The organism is Ktedonobacter sp. SOSP1-52 (genome assembly GCF_016587395.1).
Genome location: NZ_BNJH01000008.1, coordinates 1 through 16,286, shown reverse-complemented (window position 1 = coordinate 16,286; position 16,286 = coordinate 1). Strand labels below are relative to the sequence as shown.

At 52.1% G+C, this 16,286-nt stretch carries 17 protein-coding genes and 2 pseudogenes; 9 read left to right on the top strand and 10 right to left on the bottom strand.

The genetic code is table 11. The features are described 5' to 3' along the window. Nucleotides 1-147 precede the first annotated feature (147 nt). The 3 genes and pseudogenes from JMJ16_RS51755 to JMJ16_RS55680 all read left to right on the top strand — a co-directional run. Complete coding sequence (locus tag JMJ16_RS51755; protein WP_201394463.1) at nucleotides 148-1,134, top strand: NADP-dependent oxidoreductase; 987 nt, start codon at nucleotides 148-150, stop codon at nucleotides 1,132-1,134. Nucleotides 1,135-1,235: 101 nt separating this feature from the next. Then, nucleotides 1,236-1,865 (top strand): phage integrase N-terminal SAM-like domain-containing protein, encoded by a 630-nt coding sequence (locus tag JMJ16_RS51750; RefSeq protein WP_236602165.1) that lies wholly within the window; start codon nucleotides 1,236-1,238, stop codon nucleotides 1,863-1,865. A 96-nt stretch (nucleotides 1,866-1,961) separates the two neighbouring features. Then, nucleotides 1,962-2,177 (top strand): annotated as a pseudogene (locus JMJ16_RS55680) (tyrosine-type recombinase/integrase); the annotation flags it as partial. A 47-nt stretch (nucleotides 2,178-2,224) separates the two neighbouring features. On the opposite strand, the gene JMJ16_RS51745 reads toward JMJ16_RS55680, so the two are convergent. The 3 genes from JMJ16_RS51745 to JMJ16_RS51735 form a co-directional block, all read right to left on the bottom strand. Next, on the bottom strand, nucleotides 2,225-2,941 hold the full coding sequence (locus JMJ16_RS51745; protein ID WP_201394461.1) for an IS6 family transposase: 717 nt from the start codon (nucleotides 2,939-2,941) through the stop codon (nucleotides 2,225-2,227). Between the two features lie 47 nt (nucleotides 2,942-2,988). After that, entirely contained in the window at nucleotides 2,989-3,315 is a 327-nt protein-coding gene (locus JMJ16_RS51740; protein ID WP_201394459.1) for a hypothetical protein, read from the bottom strand. Between the two features lie 330 nt (nucleotides 3,316-3,645). Then, nucleotides 3,646-4,821 (bottom strand): HAD-IC family P-type ATPase, encoded by a 1,176-nt coding sequence (locus tag JMJ16_RS51735; RefSeq protein WP_201394457.1) that lies wholly within the window; start codon nucleotides 4,819-4,821, stop codon nucleotides 3,646-3,648. A gap of 993 nt (nucleotides 4,822-5,814) precedes the next feature. Between JMJ16_RS51735 and JMJ16_RS51730 the strand changes: the two genes are divergently transcribed. After that, complete coding sequence (locus JMJ16_RS51730) at nucleotides 5,815-6,852, top strand: universal stress protein (RefSeq protein ID WP_201394455.1); 1,038 nt, start codon at nucleotides 5,815-5,817, stop codon at nucleotides 6,850-6,852. Nucleotides 6,853-6,921: 69 nt separating this feature from the next. Here the strand turns inward: JMJ16_RS51730 and JMJ16_RS51725 are convergent, their stop codons facing one another. Together JMJ16_RS51725 and JMJ16_RS51720 are read right to left on the bottom strand one after the other, a co-directional pair. Then, the gene (locus tag JMJ16_RS51725) at nucleotides 6,922-7,254 is read right to left on the bottom strand and encodes a hypothetical protein (protein WP_201394453.1); all 333 of its coding nucleotides are present in this window, start codon (nucleotides 7,252-7,254) and stop codon (nucleotides 6,922-6,924) included. 310 nt (nucleotides 7,255-7,564) lie between these two features. After that, on the bottom strand, nucleotides 7,565-7,816 hold the full coding sequence (locus JMJ16_RS51720; RefSeq protein WP_201394451.1) for a hypothetical protein: 252 nt from the start codon (nucleotides 7,814-7,816) through the stop codon (nucleotides 7,565-7,567). A gap of 290 nt (nucleotides 7,817-8,106) precedes the next feature. Between JMJ16_RS51720 and JMJ16_RS51715 the strand changes: the two genes are divergently transcribed. The 4 genes from JMJ16_RS51715 (at nucleotide 8,107) to JMJ16_RS55675 (ending at nucleotide 11,063) form a co-directional block, all read left to right on the top strand. Next, nucleotides 8,107-9,084, top strand: a complete 978-nt coding sequence (locus tag JMJ16_RS51715; RefSeq protein ID WP_201394449.1) for a universal stress protein — start codon at nucleotides 8,107-8,109, stop codon at nucleotides 9,082-9,084. Nucleotides 9,085-9,147: 63 nt separating this feature from the next. Beyond that, the gene (locus JMJ16_RS51710) at nucleotides 9,148-9,615 is read left to right on the top strand and encodes a cyclic nucleotide-binding domain-containing protein (protein ID WP_201394447.1); all 468 of its coding nucleotides are present in this window, start codon (nucleotides 9,148-9,150) and stop codon (nucleotides 9,613-9,615) included. Between the two features lie 238 nt (nucleotides 9,616-9,853). Beyond that, the gene (locus JMJ16_RS51705; RefSeq protein WP_201394445.1) at nucleotides 9,854-10,873 is read left to right on the top strand and encodes a hypothetical protein; all 1,020 of its coding nucleotides are present in this window, start codon (nucleotides 9,854-9,856) and stop codon (nucleotides 10,871-10,873) included. Nucleotides 10,874-10,913: 40 nt separating this feature from the next. Then, nucleotides 10,914-11,063, top strand: a complete 150-nt coding sequence (locus JMJ16_RS55675; RefSeq protein ID WP_236602161.1) for a hypothetical protein — start codon at nucleotides 10,914-10,916, stop codon at nucleotides 11,061-11,063. Nucleotides 11,064-11,126: 63 nt separating this feature from the next. Here the strand turns inward: JMJ16_RS55675 and JMJ16_RS57780 are convergent. The 4 genes and pseudogenes from JMJ16_RS57780 to JMJ16_RS51685 all read right to left on the bottom strand — a co-directional run. Beyond that, nucleotides 11,127-11,243: pseudogene (locus JMJ16_RS57780) on the bottom strand (UDP-N-acetylmuramate dehydrogenase); the annotation flags it as partial. A gap of 54 nt (nucleotides 11,244-11,297) precedes the next feature. After that, complete coding sequence (locus JMJ16_RS51695) at nucleotides 11,298-12,389, bottom strand: histidine kinase dimerization/phospho-acceptor domain-containing protein (RefSeq protein ID WP_201394443.1); 1,092 nt, start codon at nucleotides 12,387-12,389, stop codon at nucleotides 11,298-11,300. 236 nt (nucleotides 12,390-12,625) lie between these two features. Beyond that, nucleotides 12,626-12,886 carry a cell wall metabolism sensor histidine kinase WalK gene (locus JMJ16_RS51690; protein ID WP_236602158.1) on the bottom strand — a complete coding sequence of 87 codons (261 nt, stop codon included), beginning with the start codon at nucleotides 12,884-12,886 and terminating at the stop codon, nucleotides 12,626-12,628. A 38-nt stretch (nucleotides 12,887-12,924) separates the two neighbouring features. Continuing rightward, a complete protein-coding gene (locus JMJ16_RS51685) occupies nucleotides 12,925-14,670 on the bottom strand; it encodes a PAS domain-containing protein (RefSeq protein ID WP_201394439.1) in 1,746 nt (581 codons plus the stop codon). Between the two features lie 438 nt (nucleotides 14,671-15,108). Between JMJ16_RS51685 and JMJ16_RS51680 the strand changes: the two genes are divergently transcribed. Next, entirely contained in the window at nucleotides 15,109-15,750 is a 642-nt protein-coding gene (locus tag JMJ16_RS51680; RefSeq protein ID WP_201394437.1) for a DoxX family membrane protein, read from the top strand. 171 nt (nucleotides 15,751-15,921) lie between these two features. Here JMJ16_RS51680 and JMJ16_RS51675 read toward each other — a convergent pair. After that, nucleotides 15,922-16,286: response regulator transcription factor (locus tag JMJ16_RS51675; RefSeq protein WP_201394435.1), on the bottom strand; the 365-nt coding region annotated here is incomplete at its 5' end.

The window sequence follows — 16,286 nt, the reverse complement described above, 5'->3', positions numbered from 1 at the left end:
AACAAATTTGACAAATTTCCCTATTGAAGGAAGCGGGTAGCTCTCTTAAGATTATATTAAACAAACGTTGATAAATCAACAGATGTCTAAGAGAGCTCTGGTAGCACGAATACAAGCTCTCTTGCAAAAACAAAGGAGAAATTGATCATGAAGGCCATTGTTATGCCGTACTACGGAATCCCTGAGACTTTACGAGAGCAAGACATAGCTGAACCAGAGCGAAAAGAGACGCAAGTTCTCGTGGAAATGTACACAACATCTATCAATCCAGGGGATTATGTTCTGCGCTCAGGGGCAGCACAGCATATGATGCCGATCCAGTTCCCGTATGTGCTGGGTACGGATGTGGCGGGGGTGGTGAGAGAAGTTGGAGAGAAGGTAACGTCTGTGAAGCCAGGCGACCGCGTCATGGGACTAACGCCTGCTGTCGGCGGTGCCTATGCGGAATATGTAGCTGTGGAAGAGCATGCTCTTGCGCTCATCCCTCCGACACTTTCGTTTCAGCAAGCAGGCGCACTCCCAGCGGTAGCGCTGCCCGCCTGGCAAGCACTGTTTCACAATGGTCAGTTGCAGCCGGGACAACGCATTCTGATTCATGCTGCCGCAGGGGGAGTGGGACATATCGCCGTTCAACTTGCTAAGCAGCAAGGTGCCTACGTCATCGCCACCGCACGCATGCACAATTACGAATTTGTGTGGCAGTTGGGCGCTGACGAGGTCATTGATTACAGCGTCACCGATTTTACCAAAGCCATAAGCACGCCAGTCGATGTCGTGCTGGATATGGTCAACGATAGAACTGCTGCAGTGGTGGACCTAAAAATAGGAGAAACGGGACGAAAAAGCTACGCGGTCTTGAAGGATGGCGGTAAGTTCATTTCTCTGGTTGCTCTGGCGATTAATGAGTATCCGAAGGTTCGTGGCATCGATGCCCAATGTGTCCACATCGAACCCAACCGCGACGACCTGCGCGACGATCTGGCAGCCATCGTCCGCAGTGTCCGGGAACAGAAGTTGAAGGTACACGTGAATGGCATTTTTCCATTTACTGCACAAGGAATAAACGAGGCGTATCGCCAGAGCGAAATTGATCCGAAAAGAGGAAAGCTTGTGATTCAGAGAAAGGTAGGGTAAGCGCTCCCAGTCTATACTCTCCTGGCAATTTGCGGAAACTGATATATGACGTGAAAAGCGGCTCACGCCACAGAAAATTTTATAGGAGGAAATGACGAAAAATGACAGAGACGTCCAACATTGTTCCCTTCTCTCCATTTGGAGCGCAGGAATTAATTGAGAGCTATCACCAAGCGTGTCTTGCCAAACGTGATGAAGCAACGGTTGATGCCTATCTGCGTATCTTACGCCAATTTACGGAATGGGTTGCGAAACGCCCAGGACATGCGAAACGCTTTCATCCCGAACAGCTCACTGCTACAGTTGTTGAGGGATACCTCTCTTTGCTCAAGGAGGAAGGGTATAGTGTCAGTCATCGTACACGGGTCAAATCGGTGATCAAGCAGTTCTGCCAATGGCTCATTGATGAGAAGGAAGTACTCAAACGCAATCCTACCAAGGGAATCGAGATCAGTACACAGCAGACGCTCGCTCCCCGTGTTCTCTCCCCTGACCAACGGTTTGTACTACGCAATCTGGTTGAGAAAGCAGATGATCTGCGTGGTAAGGCTCTCTTTGCTTTGGGCTATTGGGCGGGATGTCGTGTCAGCGATGTCTCTCATTTACTCATGGAATCTACCCATGTCGGCCCGAAAATTGGCTGGCTGCATGTCGGTTACAAGGGAGAAAAGTTCCGTGATATCGATCTCTTGAACGAAGCACGCCGTCCACTCTACGACTATCTTCAGTAGGGCGGTCGTGAGAAGGAGAGTCCCTACATCTTCACTTCACAGCGAAGTTCACACTTGACAGAAGGCGGGATTCATCATTGATTTCGCACCCTCAGACGACAGGCAAATCATGAGGAGTGGGAGTTGATCTGCGACCTCTCCTTCCACGATCTGCGTCATGACTTTGCTCATCGCGCACGCGAGGCTGGATGGACGCTCGAAGAAGTCGCCTATTATCTTGGACATGTGACTATGAAAGGGACGCCGGCAATTCAGACAACGGTTGATATTATCAACTTATTCGCGGGACTGAAAGAGAGAGATGAGCTATAACAAGGTGAGACGTTGAAGGGAGAGGAGAAGTGGAGATGTCTCTGGAGTTATGCGACCAGTTTGACGCCGGTCACCTCATTCCATTGATGAAATCGGTCCTGTAACATGGCACGATATTCCTCGGCCTTCAAACGGTGGCGTCGCGGCTGGAAATGCCCAGCAATGGGGCTGAAGGCGGAGAGGAAGCGTTGGGCCTGTTTGGCGGACGTAAATCGCCGCATCTTCTTTTCACGTAGTCGCGTGGGTTGGTGCGAATTTTCCGCACGATTGTTCAGCCCTTTGTGCTGACGGTGCTCCACGCCAGGCAAGATGTCGCGTTTCGCCGCGGCATAACTCTTCAGCGTATCCGTGATGATCATGCGCGGAACGTATTGCCACTCTTTGAGAAGCTTGCGGAAACATCGCTTTGCAGCATGCTTATTGCGTCGGCTCTGCACGAGGATGTCGAGTACATTGCCGTTCTGGTCCACTGCTCGCCACAGGTAGTGCCTCTCGCCACGGATCGTGAGAAAGACCTCATCTAGATGCCATGTGTCGCCACAATGAGGGCGACGACGACGGAGCTCATTGGCATACATTTGCCCGAACTTCAAACACCATTGTCGAACGGTTTCATAGCTCACAACCACTCCTCGTTGTGCCAGAAGCTCTTCCACGTCGCGAAAACTGAGCGAGAAGCGAAAAAAGAGCCACACAGCGTGGCTCACGATTTCAGGTGGGAAGCGGAAACCTTTATAGTTGGGGGGAGTAGTGTTTGTTTTCATACAGCTATTCTAACATATTGTTCAGCTACTTTATCAAGTTGACAATATCAACTCGCTCCCTCGCGCTCGCGCCGGGCGCGCCAGAGACGGAGTGCAGGAGGATGCAGGAAACGTTTCCACGAATGAGGCCCGACGTTATAGCCAAAGAGCGCCTCGTCGTCACGCTTTTTTAAGCGATAATAGCCATCACCTTGTTCATCGGTATAGCCAATGGGGAGATCATCTACTGAAGTAATGACATCATAAATGATGGCGCAATCGCATACCGTTGGTCCGATAAGCTGATAGCCATGGGTTGAGTGTGCAGCGAACAACTGCTGGATATGTTGGCGCTCTACCACGGCATATGTCCTGATTGTTGAAGCGGCAGTCATCGTTGATGGATCCTTTCTGTTCGTTGGGAGAAGCAATCAACCAACACGTTTATGCTCTTCATCTCCTAACAATTCAGCTATTACGATGCCATTCCTCTCAGGTATGTATGATGTTCTCAGATAATTTCAATATAGTCACACAAGAAAACCTTCACATCACGAAAAGTACACAATGCCTCGTTCCCTTAGTATCCTAGAGTCGAGAGCATAGGGTAGAAGCGTGAAGGCATTGTGAATACTGGCAAAGCGCTGGTGATAGTTTTGTGATGTTCGTAGGATATTGTTGCCATGATGAACGGGAAGCTTTGTTCTTGACCTCAACAAGCCTTTTTACGAGAGGTAGATTGTGGCGCAAAGGAGGTGACGGTAATGGGTAAGCGTTTTCTCTTGCCCTTCGTAGAAGATATAGATCTGAAACACCATAGCGATAAAACTCAATCCTATGCCGATCCAGATACCTTGCCGAGCGACGCGCATAACGTGTCGTCCTAATTTGACTGCCAGCACCACGCGGAGAATATCAGTGGAGAGTAGAATAGCATCCGCGGCACTGGAGGCTGCAGTTAGCCCCTGGGAACCAAGTGCCAAGCCGACAGATGCACTCGCCAGGGCGGGTGCATCATTGACACCATCACCAACCATTAAGACTTTATACGAGGCATCCAGAAGCTGCTTGATACTGCGTACCTTCTCCTCTGGTAAGCAGCGTGCAACGATCTGATCAACCTTGGCCGCCTGCCCTATCTGCTCAGCGATTGTTTCGTTATCTCCAGTTAAAAGTACGGTATGACGAACACCAACCTGCTTCAAGCCTGGGACCAGATAGGCCAGGTCGGGGCGTGGGATGTCCTCCAGTACAATGAGGCCCACGACCTGATTCTCTACGGCAAGAAAGCTGACAATCTGCCCATGCTCGGTACGTTGCGAGCGCTCAGCCAGTAGCTTTTCAGGTAAAACGATATGTAAGGAACGCATGAAAGTGCGATTCCCGATGGCGACAGGAAAGTCATGAGTGATCGGTATCTCCGGCTGCTCATGAGGAGAAGCCATAATGGTTCCATGCACTCCTTTACCAAAGACCTCCTCAAAATCAGAGACAGAGGCCAACTCGACCTCCTGAACCAGGCGCACGATCTGAGCATACTTACTTTCGGCACTACGCTTGGTGGCCTCAACCTCAAGCACTCCGTCGAGATTCACGCTGCCCGAAAATATCATTGCGCCCCGAGCTTTCCGCACAGGCAAAGGTTCCCCTGTAAGGTCAGCCTCACTCACACTGGACATTCCTGAAATGATTAACCCATCGACCGGGGCCATCTCACCGGGTTTGACAACAACGTGCATGCCAATCTCGACCTCTTCGGCGGGAATATTTACGAGTTGCTCCTGCCGCCAGGCGTGGGCGATTCCTCCCACCATCATAAGCACAATAACCGTTCCCGCGAGATATTCCTGTAAGATCAGCGAACCAATGATAGCGAGCATCGCAATAAGGTCCACGCTCATTTCGCGACGCCACAGGTGCTTGAGCGTGTCCCATAGGAGCGGGAGTCCCGCCCAGCAGGATACCACTAAAGAGGAGCCAATGGGAGATAAATGGAAGGCTGAACAGCCAGAAGCAGACACTCAATATCAGGAGCGCAAGCGTTAAGATAGGAACTGGATAGCGTTTGACAAGCGACCAGACCTTTTGGCTGCTGAGGATAGGTGTATCTTGTTGCTGGAGTGAGACTCTGTTGACTGTTGTATTTGCGTCATCATCTTATACCTTTCCTCTATTTCTTGTATCTTGTAAAGCACTACACGAAAAAAAGAAATAACCTCCTTAAGGATATGCTGACAAGATCTCACCTAAGTCACTGCATAGCCTTTAGCGTTTCTCATTTTGCTCACAATAGGTTGTCAAAAAGCGAGGTATTTCAACACTTTAAATGCAGATAAAAACAATAAAACAGAATGGTGAGGTCTCTTGGATAGGAAAAATGTGAGTTATTGGTGACAGATTTACGCAGTATTGTGACTGTCTTGAGAAGGGTCTATCCTATAATAAGAGTGTAAGAGGGGAGGGAAATGGGGGATGAGGAAATGGTCAGTGAATGCCGAGCAGATCAACCATGTACAGAAGAGCCGACCCGGTGACCTCATTTTGAGCAGGGCCGCGTAAAGCACCGATCCTAAGGATCCGTCTTCAGCATTCACCGCTCCATTTCTCATATGTTCCCGAACTTCAAGCAAAAACAGAAACGCGCAGGACCCAATAGGACAAGAGGTTAGCCTTGCGAGGCCAGCCTCTTGTCCTATTGGGTCCTGCATCATGTAGCGAGCCTGTTTAGGGATGTTCATTGTGATGGTTTCGTGTGGAGGAAGAGATGTCCTGTGATAAGGCAGTGAATATGCCGGTCTATGCTTGTGAAAGATGGCGGAAGAATGGCATAGCCTGCGATGCATGACCCTGCAGGTAAGCGCTTCCCTTTATTAATAAGAAGAAGGAGTTGTCTTATGATGAGACGCATTATTGTTCCACTGGATGGTTCAACGCGAGCGGAAGGAGCTTTGCTACCTGCGGCACACCTGGCGCGGGCGACAGGAGGAGCGCTCTTCCTGGTACGCGCAACCATGCTGCCTATGGAGTATGCCTGGATCTCAGCTGATACAACGATGATTCTGGCTGATGCCATGGAAGCCGAACAGAAAGAGGCACAAGATTACCTCAATCATGTTTTAACCTTTCCCTGTTTAGAAGGGCTTGGAGTGAGCACCAGTGTTGTCCAGGGCGATCCCGCGACCGTGATTTTGGAGTATGCCCAACAAGAGGAGGGGGACTTGATTGTTCTGTGCCGTCACGGCAAAGGAGAGGCAAAACGCTGGCTGCTGGGAAGCGTTGCTCAGAAGGTTGCGCGCCATAGCCAGGTTCCTGTCCTGATTTTCCATGAAGAGGATGCCCTTCCTATGCTCTCGACAAACTGGGGGATGTCAGTCCTCGTCCCTCTGGATGGATCAGAGCTGGCCGAAGAGGCACTGCAACCAGCAATAGAATTGAGTCAGGCCTTCTCGCCCGCCGACACTGCGACGCTTCATCTCTTGTGCGTTCTCCCCCTCTTTGTACAGTATGGCGTAACGGATAAAGAGGAGCCCCCCCTGATGCACGAGGCCCAGCGCTACCTGAAAGAGCTTGAGGAACGACTGCTACGTGAGTGTCCGCCGACGCTGCATCTGCATCTCACCTCATCACTGCGCTGTGATATCGAGGTTGCCCAGGCCATCCTCGACGCCAGTGCAAAGGGACATCTGGCAGACCAGAACATCCCTGGTTGTGAATGTATTGCCATGGCAACGCATGGGCGTAAAGGCCTGGCTCGCTGGGCGATGGGGAGCATTACCGAGCGTGTGCTCTCAGAAACCAAACGACCATTGTTCATCGTACGGCCAACAAGCATACGCAAGATGCATTCAGGTTTCCACAGATTTCACGAGGGAGACTCGAAAAACGGGAAAACGCAAGAGGAATGGCAACAACCTTTTGTGGGCTTGTTCTAGTGCTAGTGAAGGGCGGTAGAGACTGATATCGGTCTCTACCGCCCTTCACCCTTTAAGCCTACAAAAGTGCTAGTGAGCTGCAACGAGGGCATGGTGCTGGATCTCTGTATGGTAAAGCTGAGCAGGAATATGGCCACGTAGATGAACTTGAAACGCGGGCTTGCACTTCGAATAGGTAGGAATGTAGATGGTGCTTTGTTGTCCATCCACGACCAGGAGAGCCATGGCCTCGAGAAGCGCAGGCCAGGAATCTTCCAGAAAATTCAGCATCTCCACTGCATTCCAGCCTTTTGTCTCACATTCTATTGGACTCAGCACATCCTCATTGAACTCCATGATATGCTGAGGATATCGGTGCTCCGTTGCCAAGAGACAGATGTTGAGTGGTTCATAGAGTGTCATTGCAATCCTCCTTTTCTCAGCTCATAGATGCTGCTAGGTGGTTGGTATTGGTGCTGCTCTTTCACGCATCACGGACGAGAGATAGGTGCATGCCATCCGCTATAAACCGCAAGTCATGCTTACACCAACATCACTATTTTACTTCTATACCAGCATAGGATCCTATGCTCACGATTGGATCTCAAACAGAGAAAAGACTTTTCTCAAAGCTATCACCATTCCAACCACTTTCCAAAAAGTGGTTGTGATACTATAAGCTCTGCTTTTGATACATTTGTGATTGCGGATATCTATGCCCTACTTCAGGAATTTATCCATTGAACGCGTAGGACACAAATGTTGGATATTCAAAGCGCTGAATGGGCAGAGGTGGTTGCAGGGTAGCGCAGACCAGTAGCGCAAATTCCTGACCACAGCGAGCGCAGAAAAAGCCACCCTGATTATGATGTTGCCCTCCCATAGCCGTTAGCTGGTGTTCTGCCGGTTTGCCGCACCATTCACAGCGACGTCCTGGTGGCACCAGGTCAGTAGCGATAGCGCAAGAGAAATCTGTGCTCTTCATGACAAACACCTTCTTTCTTCTCCCCCTCTAATAGCGAAAATAGCTTCACTGGATTTCTATTCCTTTCATACTGCATAAAGCTCACGAATGGGTCTCGCATTCGCATCTCTCTCTCTCAAACACATAACAATAAGGAGGCTGAGCTTCGGTTACGATTTGAGAAAGGTTTGTGAACTGAGGAGCAAAGGCCGTTATAGATACGTGAGGGACGAGCCGTATAGTTTCTATAGCACTAGAAAAAGGAAATGTGAAACAATCGCGCATGCATTTCAATGGGAGGAGACTGACAGATGTTTCATCATGTCCTGGTCCCACTCGATGGGACAGATGTCGCTGAACTGGCTATTCCCTTCGCGGCACACATCGCGCATGCGACAGGAGGCTCGCTCACGCTGGTACGCGTGATTCACACGCCCATACGAAGCGGTTCGTTCGGTGCCGAACCTGTGACGGGATTGGCTCCTACTATGCTAGAAACGCAGTATACGCTCGCTCATCACTATCTCGCGACCATCTCTAAAATGCACGCTGCTGAACTGGCAGGCATTCCGCTTGAAACGGATATCGAGCTGGGTGCGACAACTCCAGCCATCGAATCTGCTGCACGCCTGGAACAGGCCGATATGATTGTGCTCTGCAGCCGAGGGAAAACAGGTCTGGCAAGCTGGGTGGTAGGCAGTGTCGCGCGCCAACTCACACGCCGCAGTCCCATCCCTCTCCTGGTTCTCAATGCACATGGGCTTTCATCCGTACTCCCCACAACCCCGTCCTGGCGCATCACCATCCCCCTGGATGGCTCGAAACTATCCGAGAGTGCTCTAGAGCCAGCACTCCAGTTTGCCGCTCTACTTTGTTCCACGACACAGTGGGAACTCCATCTCGTCCAGGCCATCGCCCTTCCACGCGCGACCAACAGCAGATGGAGGCACCAGCAAGCGGACAGCACTCAGCAGGTGGAAAAGGCGATGCTAGCGGCCGAGGACTACCTGCAAACGGTCATCGCGCGCCTCAAACAGGGCATTCTCACCTCTCAGCATGTACTGTTTACTACATCTGTTCTAGGCGCTACCGAGATTGGCTCAGCCATTGTTCAGCACGTGGAGCACACTCAAAGTGTCATCGAGGGTGAGTGCGCCGACTTGATTGCCATGACAACGCATGGCCGAAGCGGAGTCCAGCACATCCTGCTGGGAAGCATCGCCGAAAAGGTTCTCAGTACCACAAAGTGTCCGGTACTCATTACCAGACCCATTACGCAAAGCGAGTAGGATACATCTAAGCACAAAGAGCGCTCGATGTCCCGTCCGTCATAAGTCACAGGAGGAATAGTTATGAGCGCACATACTTCTATGCTGGCGAAACAGCCGTTTCTCGAACATATGGAGCCACGGTATGTACGAATGATGAGCGAGTGTGGGGTAATGCAAACATATGACGCCGGCACATACATCTTTCAGGGCAGCGATCCTGCTACCCATCTTTATCTCATCACGCAGGGAAAAGTCATGCTGGAGCTAAATGTGAGGCCACACAGTTCAGCACCTTTCGAAACACTTGGCCCTGGTGACATTCTTGGCTGGGCCTGGCTTATACCGCCTTATCGTTGGTCTTTTCACGCGTATGCACTTACATCTGTTGAAATCATTGCACTCGATGGAGAGTGTTTGCGGCGCGAGGCTCAGGACGATCTGCATTTTGGTTTTGCCCTATTGGATTGCTTCGCACGCATCTTGCTCAACAGGTTGGAGGCACGCAGCGAACGCCACAAGCAAGACCTGTTCACAGAGCATTCCCTTTGACAGAAGAGGTGCGTGAGCGTTCTGTGAGGAGCCGGTAGGTATTGTTGATGCCATTGTGAGCGTTGTCCCTTATGCTTGTTCTATCACACCAGAACCAGCCTGTCTGGGTAATAAATCCAGCCATAACTCGCCTTTATCTCATAAAAGACGTGTGAGGAAAAAGGGTGCTGAGATTATGTGACCTGTCCCAGCCCGGGTCACCCCTATGACCTCTATCGCCGCCAGAGAGGAACAATTTATGGACACGTCCGATACGTCTGCTGCTCCCATAATGCAAGAAGGAGCGTTCCCTCGTGAGGGGTCAATCACGGAAAAACTCCAGTTCATCCTCCACTATGCCGCGCTGGCTCCCTCCGAATATAACATTCAGCCCTGGCTCTTCAAGGTGCATAATAAAACACTTGAGGTCTATGCCGATCTCTCGCGTCGCCTGCCAATTGCTGATCCCCAGGGACGCGAGGTCCTGATCAGTTGTGGGGCCGCCTGTATGAACATACGCGTGGCGCTGCGCTACTTTGGCTTACAGGAGACGCTCACGTTTCTCCCCAACCCACAATGCACCAATCTGGTCGCCAGAATGACGGTCATCTCTTCGTACGAACCAAACGAAGAGGATCGACGTCTCTTTTCTGCGCTGCCATGGCGCCACACCTATCGCGGAGAAGTCTCCCCTAAGCCCATACCACGCTCATCGCTTGACAATTTTATCAAGCAAGCAGGTCAGGAAGGGACCTGGATACGCTTTGTGGAAGGAGGGTTGCGCCAGCGCCTCATGGAGCTTATCCTAGAAGGAGACCGCCAACAATGGGCCCATAAGGACTTCCGCGCCGAGCTGGCGCAGTGGTTACGACCGGCCTCCGCCCCCGATGGTATGCCTATCTCGGCTCGCCCACGCGGAGGAAGTCATCCCTTCTGGGTGCGAACACTGAACCTCAGCCACAGTGAGGAAAACAAAATACAGCACGCCTTGCAGCAAGCCCCTGCATTAGCGATTCTGGGAACCTTTGGCGACTCGTCGTTGGACTGGTTGCTGGCAGGCGAGGCCCTGGAGCGAGTCTTGCTGACAGCATGTGAAGAGGGAATCCAGGCCTCGTTTTTCAACCAGCCCCTGGAGATACCAGAACTGCGCACACGACTACAAACGCTTTTAGGGCCATCCGACTATCCACAAATGATTCTGCGCATGGGGTATACATTCTCCGCTACTCCCACGCCGCGCCGCGCCATGGCGGATATGCTGCTCACGCAGGAGCCATGAGTAGCTCAGGTTCTCGCGTTCAATATAAAAGAGGGCCAGCGTGTCATCAAAGCTTCTTGATGACGCGCTGGCCCTCTTCTTGAAGCATGAAATCTTAGACATCAGGATGCGGCTTAGTAGAGGCGCGTGTCGTGGTATAGCTCACTTCTATGGGCACGGCCTGGACCTGTTGCGTGTGCCATTCGCCTAGGAGTTCCAGATTCAGCTCGAGCTGGACTCCACTGTGGAGAAGGACCTGATGATGCGCTTTGACAATGAGGGCCAGGATTTCACTGGAGGTTGCCCCACCCAGATTGACGATATAATTGGCATCTTTGGGCGAGATTTGCGCCTTGCCGTAACCCGCGCCACGCAGACCAGCTCTGGCAATGAGCTCATCGGCACGCGTGCCAGGGGGATCAATGAAGACTGAGCCGAGGTGCCGCTACTCCGGCTCCGCTTGCTGGCGCATCTGCCTCTGCCTCTCGATGAGAGAACTGAGCACAGCAGGGTCCTGGCGCTGAAGGTGCAGGCCCAGGCGCACCACAATCTCTGCGGGCTCAATCAGTCCTCGCGGAATTAATGTCAGGTGTCCCTCAGCGTCTATCGTAGCGCGGCGCTGCTGGCGGAAGCGGCTTGTGCGATAGCCGAGTGCCAGTTCTTCATGTTGATAACGCCGCATGATAGCAACGGCATCTTCGCCTTGAGAGAGTTCGATGAGCTGGTCAACTAGGCTGGCGAGGTGGCTGCTAGCCTCATCGATCTCCTGGAGAAACTCACGCCGCTCCTCAGGTTGGATACGGTGTTCGTAGCGCAGCAAGGTATGGGTATAGCCCTTGATCGCAGCAAATGGACTGCGTAGCTCATGGCTGAGGGTAGCTTGCGATGCAGCCTGAGGAAAATCACCTCCAGAAGAGGCCGTGTGAAGACTGAGGAGCGCAAGAAACATTGTCATGAGAACGGCTCCAGCAGCCTCCTGAACACAGGATGGTAAGGGATTACGAACAGGTTGATTGGCAACGTGTGGCGCACCATCTGTTGTTTGTATCATAATCAGTGTGGCATCGGGTGGCAGATGGAAGAATGGTTCTAGCACCTCTTCCCAAGGTTCACCCACCTGCTCACTGACGAACGACTCCTGCACACATTGGGAAGGCATCGCAATTGGCAGAGGGGAGTGGATAATACGTCCCTCTGCGAGGGATGTTGCTGGTCCGGCGGCTTCCCGCATGTGGAGAGCGGGGAGTATCTGCAAGAGTTGCTGCATGCTGATCTCCTGCAAAGCCAGAAGATACCATTGCTCACGCACAGTGGTGCCTCGGATGAGTGGGAAGTGAAGCTCCAAAATATGCGCAACTTCGTCAGAATGCGGTTTGGGCAGGCAAAGGAGAAGGGCCCCCTGACGCTGAGATGCACTGCGCAAAAGCGTTTGAAGCAAGCCCGCAGAAGCCGTGGCTGTATCGATCTCACCAGCCAACAGTTGTTTCCCCAACAATCGTGCATATACAATGAGATCAACGCATGTTGTGGTTGGCATGGTCCCCGAGCGCTCTCCGAGTGAAGAAAAGCAGCCACATGTTCGTCGCTTTGGAGTATTCACGGCATTTCCCTTTGCAGACTAGTAGGTTGTTCCCGATGTGACTGTAGTATAAGCCTCGGGGAATGCACAAGGACGTCACTTGGACATGACACGCTATCACAATGTTAACACAAAAAGCCTGGGTGCTCGCATTTTCGGTAAAACGGGGAATAGAGGGAGAATATTGGCGGAGATTATGAAACAGGCACGTTCTCGCCCTGAGAGAGATCTCCAATGGGGAGTGTCAGGAAGAAGGTTGACCCTTTCCCTTCCTGGGAAGTAAACCAGAGGCGCCCTCCGTGCTGCTCAACGAGCGATCGGCAGAGATAGAGGCCCAGCCCGGTCCCGCTAATACCCGCGGCCCTGGCATTGTCAGCGCGTATAAAGCGCCCAAAGATGCTTGCCTGTTGTTGTTGGGGAATGCCTATACCGCTATCCTGAATCTGGATCTCCACGATCTTCTCAGCGGACCTGACTATCAGGTGTACAGCTATCACTCCCCCCGGGGGCTGTATTTGATGGCGTTGGAGAGTAAATTGGTGATCACCTGCTCGATACGTTTCGCGTCGATAATAGCCTCGAGGGTCTCTTGCGTGCTCTGCAACTCCAGAGAGTGCTGGATCGTGGTCTGACGCAAACGTTCGATGACGCGCTGGGTCAGCGAAACAATATTTGTGGGGGCGCGCTGGAGCACGTTACGGCCTGACTGCAGACGGGTCACATCCAGCAGGTCTCCCGTTAGGTCGGTTAAGCGATCGGTAGCCTGCTCAACATCCTCCAGCATCTCTAACTGCCAGTCTTCAAGCGGCGTACCATGGCCATGGGTCGCCTGACGAATTAAGCTGCTCACAGCTGTTTTGAGAATAGCGAGCGGCGTCCGTAATTCATGGGCCGCGATACCAATAAATTCATCTTTGAGATGCTCCGTCTCCTTCAGCGCACTCACATCCTGGTGAATAACCAGGGCCAGTGGCTCGTGCCCACGTCGTTCCTGGGGATATTGTCTCGAAGATTCCATGCTCTGCCAGTAGGACGACGAGAGCGGGACGGCATTGACCAGGATAGGCAGGCGTTTCCCGTTGGGTTGATGAATAATTTCCTGGTGCTGATACACCGTTTCGCCTTGCAGGAGCGCGCGCGTGGTCGCCCAGGTTTCTGGTAGAAAGGGTTGTCCCTGCGAGTCCATGATTTGGATGTGGTTGGCGGCCAGAAAGGCCTGCATTGGTTGTTCAAGCGGCCATTGTGCCCCCCAGATGGTGAGCGCGGTTTGATTCGCAAGCAACAGGCGCGCATCTTTGCCATGGACAACATAAATACTACTAGGAAGCGCATCCAGTATATGCTGGAGGAAGGTGCGTTGGGCGAGGGTGGTCGCATGGACAGTCGATTGGGCCTGTTCCAACTGTCGGCGTCTGGTGATGTCGCGGTTGATTTCTAAGACAGCAGTCGCGGTCCCCTCTGCATTGCGAATCAGTACCTGGCGACTCTCCACAATAACCGTTCGCCCGTCGCGATGGGTATGCGTAAGCTCACCTTCCCAACGCCCTTCATGCTCCAGGTGGGAAACGATATCTGCCAGATTCATCGGCGCACGCGTCTGAAGCAACGTATGGGTAACACGCCCAAGCACCTCCTGCGCCGGCCAACCATAGAGTTCTTGCGCGCCATGATTCCAGGAGAGGATACGACTGATAGGATCTCGTATGAGGATCGCGTCGTGCGAAAGGTTGATGAGATCGGCCTGGATGCGCAGACGTTCGGCCTGCTGGAGGCGTTCTTGCTCCAGGCGATATTGAATAGTCATGTCGCGAATGGCCCCAATCACATAACTGGTCTGCTCAATGCGTACCGGGCGCAAACTGATGTCGATGGGGAACTCGCTGCCATCTTTCCTTCTGCCAAACAAATGAAGTCCCGCGCCCATAGGGCGTTGGCGCGGAGTAGCTGTATAGGCAGCTCGGTGCGCAAGATGCACCTTGCGGAAACGTTCGGGAAGCAAGCACTCCAGCGTCTGACCGAGCAGTTCTCCTTGCTGATACCCAAACAAGGTGAATGCCTGCTCGTTTGCATACGTAATGGTACCATCAGTGCAGACAACGATAAGTGCGTCAGGGGAGAAGGAGAGCAAATCTGCCAGGGTCGCCGACGTCATCGTTGCCAACCCCATAAAGGCTTTCTCCTGCTCTAGTGAACTTTCCAGGATATTTTGCGCCTCTTGCGCATGCTGATCATGTTTCATGAGCGTCTGCCCTACGAGATATCACTGGCCTTTCAAGCCATACAAGACGCCACCGGCATCAACTTACTTCACCCAGGCAAATCATGCCTACTTTTTGCACACCTGTGCCGGAGTTCTTTTCTTCTCTATACTACCATATCAGTCTATGTAGAGTAGAGAAAATTTGCCCATCACAGCGCGGCATAGTAGAGTTGTGAGCACTTCGTGAGGTCACCAGCCTGTCTTTCCGCATGTGATTTGTCCGTGATATCCCTTCCATTGGTTGTGACTAGTGAGTGAGAACTACAGTTTATGCTTATCAATGTCAGGGAGGTGACAATCGACAGTATCACATTCAGTGAAGAATAAGAGCAAACGATGATCTTCTCTCTGAATAATTCTTACTTGTTTTGTTTATCATAGCTTCTCCATTTTTTCTGAAAGGAAGATATCATACAGATGTTGAAAACCCTTCAGCCTCGTACGTCTACCCAGATTCCTGAACCTCCGGTGTCCAGATTCCTATTTGCGGACACCCGTATGGCCTGGTTCTGGCTGATCGTTCGCCTCTATGTTGGTTATGAGTGGCTCACCGCTGGTCTGGAGAAACTGACTGGTCACTCCTATACGTTTGACGCATCCTTTGGTCAGGTCGTGAAAGGAGGAGCCTGGGTCTTCAGTGGTCATGATGGTGCTGGACTCAAAGGTTTTGTCGCGGGTGCCCTGGCCCAGGCCGGAGGTCCCCATCCAGCTGTACAGGGCTGGTACGCCACATTTCTCCAGCATGTCGTCCTGCCCAATGCGACTCTCTTCTCCTACGTGATTACCTTCGGCGAGATATGCGTCGGACTAGGATTGCTCCTGGGTGTTTTGACCGGGATCGCCGCCTTCTTCGGACTCTTTATGAATCTGAACTTCCTGCTGGCGGGCGCGGTGAGTATCAACCCCGTCATTGGAACCCTGGCCCTCTTCCTGGTCCTGGCCTGGCGTATCGCGGGCTATTATGGCGTAGACCGTTACTTGCTCCCATTGCTGGGAACACCCTGGACAGGCTCGCTCAGAAAAAATCAGGCTCATCTTCCCAACGTCGCTACGAGCTAAACAATGGCACCATACACATCTTCGGTTGGCAGAGAGAAACGTCCCTGGCTGAACACTGCTGCCAGGGACGTTTCTCTCTGCCAACCACTCAATCTTCTCGTTCCTGGCTCGCAAGCTTGCAGTATAAAGTGGCGTGGCACAGGGTGATGCTGACATTGGCAAAATGCAGAATCAAGAAGCCGACTGAGTTGGCTGCGAGTCAACGAGGGTATAGCCCACTCCAATCTTGGTCAGGAGGTAGCGTGGTTGAGCTGGATTCGGCTCGATCTTATGACGCAAGCGATTCACGTTGACCTGGAGCATATGGCTCTCTCCGAGATATTCCGAGCCCCAAACATGTTCCAATAACTGATCATGCGTCAGAATCCGTCCAACGTTACGCGCCAAATAGGCGAAGAGACGATACTCAACTGGCGTAAGTATCATATCCTCTACCCCACGCTTGACCAGGTGCTGTGTGTAATCAATGGTCAGCTCCCCGATCCTCAGGGTGGACTGCATGCCTTTACTCTCGGCGACAACAAAGGAGGTACGTC

What these genes read in the sequence shown, in the direction of transcription:
- JMJ16_RS51685 (WP_201394439.1), bottom strand. Translation starts at nt 14,670, where the DNA reads ATGAAACATGATCAGCATGCGCAAGAGGCGCAAAATATCCTGGAAAGT.
- JMJ16_RS51725 (WP_201394453.1), bottom strand. Translation starts at nt 7,254, where the DNA reads ATGACACTCTATGAACCACTCAACATCTGTCTCTTGGCAACGGAGCAC.
- JMJ16_RS51755 (WP_201394463.1), top strand. Translation starts at nt 148, where the DNA reads ATGAAGGCCATTGTTATGCCGTACTACGGAATCCCTGAGACTTTACGA.
- JMJ16_RS51695 (WP_201394443.1), bottom strand. Translation starts at nt 12,389, where the DNA reads ATGCCAACCACAACATGCGTTGATCTCATTGTATATGCACGATTGTTG.
- JMJ16_RS51715 (WP_201394449.1), top strand. Translation starts at nt 8,107, where the DNA reads ATGTTTCATCATGTCCTGGTCCCACTCGATGGGACAGATGTCGCTGAA.
- JMJ16_RS51680 (WP_201394437.1), top strand. Translation starts at nt 15,109, where the DNA reads ATGTTGAAAACCCTTCAGCCTCGTACGTCTACCCAGATTCCTGAACCT.
- JMJ16_RS51745 (WP_201394461.1), bottom strand. Translation starts at nt 2,941, where the DNA reads ATGAAAACAAACACTACTCCCCCCAACTATAAAGGTTTCCGCTTCCCA.
- JMJ16_RS51750 (WP_236602165.1), top strand. Translation starts at nt 1,236, where the DNA reads ATGACAGAGACGTCCAACATTGTTCCCTTCTCTCCATTTGGAGCGCAG.
- JMJ16_RS51705 (WP_201394445.1), top strand. Translation starts at nt 9,854, where the DNA reads ATGGACACGTCCGATACGTCTGCTGCTCCCATAATGCAAGAAGGAGCG.
- JMJ16_RS51720 (WP_201394451.1), bottom strand. Translation starts at nt 7,816, where the DNA reads ATGAAGAGCACAGATTTCTCTTGCGCTATCGCTACTGACCTGGTGCCA.
- JMJ16_RS51710 (WP_201394447.1), top strand. Translation starts at nt 9,148, where the DNA reads ATGAGCGCACATACTTCTATGCTGGCGAAACAGCCGTTTCTCGAACAT.
- JMJ16_RS51735 (WP_201394457.1), bottom strand. Translation starts at nt 4,821, where the DNA reads ATGAGCGTGGACCTTATTGCGATGCTCGCTATCATTGGTTCGCTGATC.
- JMJ16_RS51730 (WP_201394455.1), top strand. Translation starts at nt 5,815, where the DNA reads ATGATGAGACGCATTATTGTTCCACTGGATGGTTCAACGCGAGCGGAA.
- JMJ16_RS51740 (WP_201394459.1), bottom strand. Translation starts at nt 3,315, where the DNA reads ATGACTGCCGCTTCAACAATCAGGACATATGCCGTGGTAGAGCGCCAA.